This is a genomic window from Frankia sp. AvcI1, from assembly GCF_001420875.1.
In the GTDB taxonomy this organism is placed as follows: domain Bacteria; phylum Actinomycetota; class Actinomycetes; order Frankiales; family Frankiaceae; genus Frankia; species Frankia alni.
Map to the genome: position 1 here is coordinate 1 of NZ_LJFZ01000067.1, position 7692 is coordinate 7692.

General features: G+C 75.2%; 2 protein-coding genes and 5 pseudogenes. All 7 read left to right on the plus strand.

Annotation, left to right across the window (positions count from 1 at the left end; genetic code table 11):
* Positions 1-2615 (plus strand): beta-ketoacyl synthase N-terminal-like domain-containing protein (locus UK94_RS34275; protein ID WP_157734558.1); only part of this gene is annotated, 2615 nt, incomplete at both ends.
* 43 nt (positions 2616-2658) lie between these two features.
* Positions 2659-4082 (plus strand): type I polyketide synthase (locus tag UK94_RS72330; protein WP_313949629.1); only part of this gene is annotated, 1424 nt, incomplete at its 3' end.
* A gap of 1 nt (position 4083) precedes the next feature.
* Positions 4084-4480 (plus strand): annotated as a pseudogene (locus tag UK94_RS72335) (acyltransferase domain-containing protein); the annotation flags it as partial.
* A 1-nt stretch (position 4481) separates the two neighbouring features.
* A pseudogene (locus UK94_RS72340) lies at positions 4482-4551 on the plus strand (hypothetical protein); the annotation flags it as partial.
* A 1-nt stretch (position 4552) separates the two neighbouring features.
* Positions 4553-4604 (plus strand): annotated as a pseudogene (locus UK94_RS72345) (hypothetical protein); the annotation flags it as partial.
* 50 nt (positions 4605-4654) lie between these two features.
* Positions 4655-5610 (plus strand): annotated as a pseudogene (locus tag UK94_RS72360) (phosphopantetheine-binding protein); the annotation flags it as partial.
* A 127-nt stretch (positions 5611-5737) separates the two neighbouring features.
* A pseudogene (locus UK94_RS31655) lies at positions 5738-7692 on the plus strand (beta-ketoacyl synthase N-terminal-like domain-containing protein); the annotation flags it as partial.

Here is a 7692-nt window from a genome sequence, read left to right on the forward strand (position 1 = left end):
CCTCACCCGCCACCACCCCCTCAAAGCCTTCGTCCTCTACTCCTCCATCGCCGGCATCACCGGCAACCCCGGCCAAGCCAACTACGCCACCGCCAACACCTTCCTCGACGCCCTCGCCCACCACCGCCGAGCCCACGGACTCCCCGCCACCAGCCTCGCCTGGGGACTCTGGGACGACACCAGCACGCTCACCGAGAACCTCACCGCCGCCGACCGGGCGAGGCTCGGCGCCGGCGGTCTGCGGCCGCTGTCGCCCGCCGACGGCCTCGCCCTGTTCGACGCCGCCGGCACCCTCGACGAGCCGCTGCTCGTCCCCGCCGCCCTCGACCTGGCCGCGATCCGCGCCCAGTCAGCCCAGCGCGGCGTGCCGCCACTGCTGCGCACCCTCGTCCCCCCGGTGCGGCGCGCCGCCGGTGCGGGCATCGGGGTGACTGCCCCCGGCGGTTCGTCGCTCGCCCGCCGGCTCGCCGAGCTGACGCCGGGCGACCGGCCGGCCGAGGCGCTCGCCGCGGTGCGCCGCGAGATCGCCGCGGTGCTCGGGCACGCCACCGTGGACGGCATCGCCGCCGACCGGGCGTTCAGCGCCCTCGGCCTGGACTCGCTGACCGCCGTCGAGCTGCGCAACCGGCTGAACACCGCCACCGGCCTGCGGCTGCCCGCCACCCTCACCTTCGACCATCCCACCCCGGACGCACTGGCCGCACATCTCGTGACGACCCTCGCGGCCGACGACGCCCGTCCAACCGGCACCGGCAACAGCACCGGCATCACGTCCGCCACGCCCGCCGCGACGGACGAGCCGATCGCGATCGTCGGGATGGCCTGCCGCCTGCCGGGCGGCGTCACCACGCCCGAGGAACTGTGGGAGCTGGTCGCCGGCGGCCGGGACGCCATCAGTGAGTTCCCCGTCAACCGCGGCTGGGACGTCGACGACCTGTTCGACCCCGACCCCGACGCCACCGGCAAGACCTACGCCCGCCACGGCGGCTTCCTGCACGACGCCGCCGACTTCGACGCCGAGTTCTTCGGCATCTCACCGCGCGAAGCCCTCGCCACCGACCCCCAGCAACGCCTCCTGCTCGAAACCAGCTGGGAAGCCATCGAACGCGCCGGCATCGACCCCACCACCCTTCGCGGCAGCACCACCGGCGTCTTCGCCGGCGTCATGTACCACGACTACGGCACCCGGCTGCGCGAGGTGCCGCCGGAGCTGGAGGGCTACCTCGGGACCGGCATCGCCGGCAGCGTGGCGTCGGGACGGATCTCCTACACGTTCGGCTTCGAGGGACCGTCGGTCACCATCGACACCGCCTGCTCGTCCTCGCTGGTCGCCCTGCACCTCGCCGCCCAGGCGCTACGCAGCGGCGAGGCCGACCTGGCGCTGGCCGGCGGCGTGGCCGTGATGGCAACGCCCACCGAGTTCATCGAGTTCTCCCGGCAGCGCGGGCTCGCCCGCGACGGGCGGTGCAAGGCCTTCGCCGCCGCCGCCGACGGCGTCGGCTGGGCCGAGGGCGCCACCATGCTCCTCGTCGAACGCCTCTCCGACGCCCAACGCCACGGCCACCCCGTGCTCGCCGTCGTCCGCGGCAGCGCGGTCAACCAGGACGGCGCCTCCAACGGGCTGACCGCGCCGAACGGCCCGGCCCAGCAGCGGGTCATCCGCGCCGCCCTCGCCGCCGCCGGCCTCGGCCCGGCCGACGTCGACGCCGTCGAAGGCCACGGCACCGGCACGCCGCTCGGCGACCCCATCGAGGCCCAGGCCATCGTCGCCACCTACGGCCGCGAGCGGCCCGCCGACCGACCGCTCTGGCTCGGCAGCCTCAAGTCCAACATCGGCCACACCCAGGCCGCCGCCGGCGCCGCCGGCATCATCAAGACCGTCCTGGCCCTCCACCACGGCCTGCTGCCCCGCACCCTGCACGTCGACGCCCCCAGCCCCCACGTCGACTGGGCCGACGGCGCCGTCGCGCTCCTCGCGGAGCCCACCCCCTGGCCCGACACCGACCGCCCGCGCCGCGCCGCCGTCTCCTCCTTCGGCATCAGCGGCACCAACGCCCACGTCATCCTCGAACAACCCCCCACGGCCGCGAACGCCCCCGCCGTCGGTCCGGCTCCGGCCGAGGCGGCCGATCCCCAGACCGCAGCGGGCGATCCGGCGGCCCCGGCAGACGGCCCGCAGGGTGATGGGGGTGCGGTCGAGGCACTTCCGGTGCTGGTGCCGTTGTCCGCGCGCAGCCCCGAGGCGCTACGCGACCAGGCCCGCCGCCTCGCCACCCACCTGCGCACCCACACCACCGATCACACCACCGGCGCCGACGGTGCCGATGACGCTGACGACGCCGGCGCCGGCGCCGGTGCCGGTGCCACCAGCAACGCCGCCCGTGTGCCGCTGCCGGCGCTGGCCCGGGCACTCGCGACGCGCACCGCGTTCCCGCACCGCGCCGTCACCCTCGCCACCAGCACCCCCGAACTGCTCACCGGCCTGGACAGGCTGGCCGACGGCCAGCCCACCCCAGCTGTGATCACCGGCCAGGCCGGGACGGGCAAGCTCGCCTTCACGTTCAGCGGCCAGGGCAGCCAGTACCCCCGCATGGGCCACACCCTCTACGCCACCCNCGGATCTCCTACACGTTCGGCTTCGAGGGACCGTCGGTCACCATCGACACCGCCTGCTCGTCCTCGCTGGTCGCCCTGCACCTCGCCGCCCAGGCACTACGCAGCGGCGAGACCGACCTGGCGCTGGCCGGCGGGGTCGCGCTGATGGCCTCCCCGGCGGCGTTCGTCGAGTTCTCCCGGCAGCGCGGACTGTCCCCCGACGGGCGGTGCAAGGCCTTCGCCGCCGCCGCCGACGGCGTCGGCTGGGCCGAGGGCGCCACCATGCTCCTCGTCGAACGGCTCTCCGACGCCCAACGCCACGGCCACCCCGTCCACGCCGTGATCCGCGGCAGCGCCGTCAACCAGGACGGCGCCTCCAACGGGCTGACCGCCCCGAACGGCCCCTCCCAGCAGCGGGTCATCCGCGCCGCCCTCGCCGCAGCCCACCTGAACCCCGCCGACATCGACGCCCTCGAGGCCCACGGCACCGGCACCCCACTCGGCGACCCCATCGAGGCCCAGGCCATCCTCGCCACCTACGGCCAGAACCGCCCCACCGACCGGCCGCTCTGGCTCGGCAGCCTCAAGTCCAACATCGGCCACACCCAGGCCGCCGCCGGCGCCGCCGGCATCATCAAGACCGTCCTCGCGATCCAGCACGGCACCCTGCCCCAGACCCTGCACATCGACGAACCGAGCCCCCACGTCGACTGGACCGACGGCGACGTCGCGCTCCTCACCGAGCCCACCCCCTGGCCCGACACCGACCGCCCGCGCCGCGCCGCCGTCTCCTCCTTCGGCATCAGCGGTACCAACGCCCACGTCATCATCGAACAGGCACCCGCGGAGCGGAACGTCCTCGCGGCCCGGACGACCGAGCCGACGCCGACCACCGAGCCGACGCGGACGACCGAGCCGACGCCGACCACCGAGCCGACGCGGACGACCGAGCCGACGCCGACCACCGAGCCGACGCGGACGGGCGGCGGCCCGGCGCTGCCGTGGATCCTGTCGGCCCGCACGCCGGACGCGCTGCGGGCGCAGGCGGACCGGCTCGGGGCGTTCGTCCGGTCCGACGCCGGCGCCGGGCTCGACCCGGCGGACGTCGCCGACGCCCTGGTCGCGGCGCGGACCGTCTTCGAGCAGCGGGCCGTGGTGCTCGGCACCGACCGCGACGGCCTGCTGGGCGCGGTGGACGCGCTGGCTGCCGCGACGGCCAGCGCCCGCGTCGTGCGCGGCGCCGCCGACACCACCGCCACCACCGTGTTCGTGTTCCCCGGCCAGGGCAGCCAGTGGGCCGGGATGGCCCGCGAGCTGCTCGCCACCAGCCCGGTCTTCGCCGATCACCTCGACGCCGTCGCCGCCGCCCTGGCTCCGTACGTCGACTGGAACCTGCTCGACGTCCTGCACGAACGGCCCGACGCGCCCACCCTCGACCGGGTCGACGTCGTGCAGCCGACGCTGTTCGCCGTCCTCGTCGCCCTGGCNCGGCTCTGGCAGCACCACGGGGTCCACCCGCAGGCCGTCGTCGGGCACAGCCAGGGCGAGATCGCCGCCGCGCACATCGCCGGCGCCCTCACCCTCGACGACGCCGCCCGCGTGGTCGCCCTGCGCAGCCGGGCCCTGACCGCCATCACCTCGCCGGGCGCGATGGCGTCGATCAACCTGCCGGTCGACGAGATCACGCCGCTGCTGACCCCGGGCCTGTCCGTCGCCGCCGTCAACAGCCCCGCCACGGCGATCGTCGCCGGCGACGAGGCCGAGCTCCATGCGCTGCTCACCGTCGTGCGGGAACGGGGCACCCGGACCCGGGTCCTGCCGGTCACCTACGCCTCGCACTCGCCCCACGTCGAGGCGATCCGGGACGAGCTGCTCACCGCCCTCGNGCCCATCCGCCCCCAGCCGGCCGCCATCCCGATCCTGTCCACCGTCACCGCCGACTGGATCGACCCCACCNCCCTCACCGCCGACTACTGGTACACCAACCTGCGCCAACCCGTCCTGTTCGANNCNGCCACCCGCGCCCTGCTCNANGNCGGCCACGACCTGTTCATCGAGNTCAGCCCCCACCCCGTCCTCACCACCGCCCTCGCCGAAACCCTCGACACCACCCCCGACCTGCCCGGCCCCGTCGCCATCACCGAAACCCTGCGCCGCGACACCGGCGACCTCACCAAGATCCACGCCGCGTTGGCGGAGTCCTGGGTCCGCGGGGCCAGGGTGGACTGGCGGATCGTGCTCGGAGCGTCCGTCACCGATCCCGGCACCGGCAGCCACGCCACCGCCGGCGGCCACGCCACGGCCGGCAGCCACGCCACCGCCGGCAGTCCCGGCGCCGCGGACGGTTCGGCTCGGCGCCGCCGTTGGGTGAGCCTGCCGACGTACGCGTTCCAGCGGCGGCGCTACTGGCTGGATCCCACCCCGGTCCGGCTCGTCGACGGCGAGCTCGTCGCCGACGGGCCCGGCGGCGACGGCACGCTGGCCGGGCTGGCCGCGGCCCCGAGCGGGCCGAGTCTGGCCGAGCGGCTCGCCGGGCTCGCCCCGAGCGAGCGTGACGAGCTACTGCTGACCCTGGTCCGCGCGGAGGCGGCGGTGGTCCTCGGCCACGACAGCCCGGCGACGGTCGGGGCCACCCGGGCGTTCCGCGAGCTGGGCCTCACCTCGCTGACCGCCGTCGACCTGCGCAACCGACTGAACGCGGCGACCGGGCTCACCCTGCCGGCCACGCTCGTGTTCGACTACCCGACCCCCGTGGCGATCGCCGACTTCCTGGCGGGCGAGCTGGGCTCCGCCCAGACGATGGACACCTCCTCGCCGTTGCGCGTCCTGGACCGGTTGGAGGCGGTGCTGGAGGCGACCGGCGGCGACAACGCCGACACCGCCGAGGCGGTGACCCGGCTGCGGGCGCTGGTCGCCCGGTGGGCGGACGTCGTCCCCGCGGACCCGGCCGACGACGACGACCTCGACCTCGACTCCGCCACCGACGACGAGTTGTTCGCCCTGCTGGACGACAACNTCGAGTCCTCCTGACCCCGTCNCAGTTCATCCTGAGGAGCCACCGACCATGTCATCCAACGACGCCAAGCTCCGCGAGTATCTCAAGCGCGCGGTCAGCGATGCCCGGACGGCGCAGAAGCGCCTNCGGGAGGTCGAGTCGAGCCGCCGGGAACCGATCGCGATCGTGGGCATGGCCTGCCGGCTGCCGGGCGGGGTCACCACCCCGGAGGAACTGTGGGAGCTGGTCGCCGACGGCCGGGACGCGATCAGCGAGTTCCCGACGGACCGGGACTGGAACGTCGAGGAGCTGTTCGACCCCGACCCGGACGCGGCGGGAAAGTCCTACACCCGCCACGGCGGCTTCCTGCACGACGCCGCCGACTTCGACGCCGAGTTCTTCGGCATCTCCCCCCGCGAGGCCCTCGCCACCGACCCGCAGCAGCGGCTGCTGCTGGAGACGGCCTGGGAGGCGTTCGAGCGGGCGGGCATCGACCCGACGACGCTGCGGGGCAGCCGGACCGCGGTGTTCGCCGGGATCGCCGGGCAGGACTACGCGGCCCGCCTGCACGAGATACCCGACGAACTGGAGGCGTACATCGGCCTGGGGACGCTCGGCAGCGTGCTGTCCGGGCGGATCTCCTACACGTTCGGCTTCGAGGGGCCGTCGGTCACCGTCGACACGGCCTGCTCGTCGTCCCTGGTCGCCCTGCACCTGGCCAGTCAGGCGCTGCGGGGTGGCGAGGCCGACCTGGCGCTGGCCGGCGGGGTCGCGGTGATGTCGTCGCCGGCGGCGTTCATCGAGTTCTCCCGCCAGCGCGGGCTGTCCCCCGACGGCCGCTGCAAGGCCTTCGCCGATGCCGCCGACGGCACCGGCTGGGCCGAGGGCGTCGGCATCCTGCTCCTGGAGCGACTCTCCGACGCCCGCCGCAACAACCATCCCGTCCTGGCCGTGGTGCGGGGCAGCGCGGTGAACTCCGACGGCGCCTCCAACGGCCTGACCGCGCCGAACGGCCCGTCGCAGCAGCGGGTCATCCGCGCCGCGCTGGCCAGCGCCCGCCTCTCCGCCGCCGACGTCGACGCCGTCGAGGCCCACGGGACCGGCACCCCGCTCGGCGACCCCATCGAGGCCCAGGCCATCCTCGCCACCTACGGCCAGAACCGCCCCACCGACCGGCCGCTGTGGCTCGGCAGTCTCAAGTCCAACATCGGCCACACCCAGGCCGCCGCCGGCGCCGCCGGTGTCATCAAGACCGTCCTGGCCCTCCAGCACGGCCTGCTGCCCCGCACCCTGCACGTCGACGAGCCGTCCACGCAGGTGAACTGGTCGACGGGAGCGGTCGAGCTGCTCACCGAGGCCCGCGCCTGGCCCGAGACCGGCGCCCCCCGCCGGGCCGGCGTCTCGGCGTTCGGCGTCAGCGGCACCAACGCCCACGTCATCATCGAGCAGGCCCCCGTCAAGCAGGCCCCGGCGGACGACGGCGCGCCCGAGGGGAACGTCGACGGCCAGGACGCCACCCCGGCCTCGAACGCCCCCGCCCGGCCTAGCCACGCCGCCCAACCACAGGACGTGGACCGCCAGGGCGCCGACCGACCGGACGGCGCCGAACGACGGCCGGACGCGGAGCCGGAACGGGCCGCCCTGCCGGTGCTGGTGCCGTTGTCCGCGCGCAGCCCGGAGGCGCTACGCGACCAGGCCCGCCGCCTGGCCGTCCACCTGCGCACCCACAACGCCGGCGACCCCGATCGTGCCGGCGACCCCGATCACGCCAACGGCGCCGGTGGAGCCGATCGCGCCGTTGACGCTAACGACGCCGGTGGAGCCGCCCGTGTGCCGCTGCCGGCGCTGGCCCGGGCGCTGGCGACGCGCACCGCGTTCCCGCACCGCGCCGTCACCCTCGCCACCAGCACCCCCGAACTGCTCACCGGCCTGAACCAGCTCGCCGACGGCCACCCGGACTCCCGCGTCATCACCGGCCAAGCCGGCCTGGGCAAGCTCGCCTTCACATTCAGCGGCCAGGGCAGCCAGTACCCCCGCATGGGCCACACCCTCTACGCCACCCACCCCATCTACCGCCAAGCCCTCCACGACACCGCCGACGC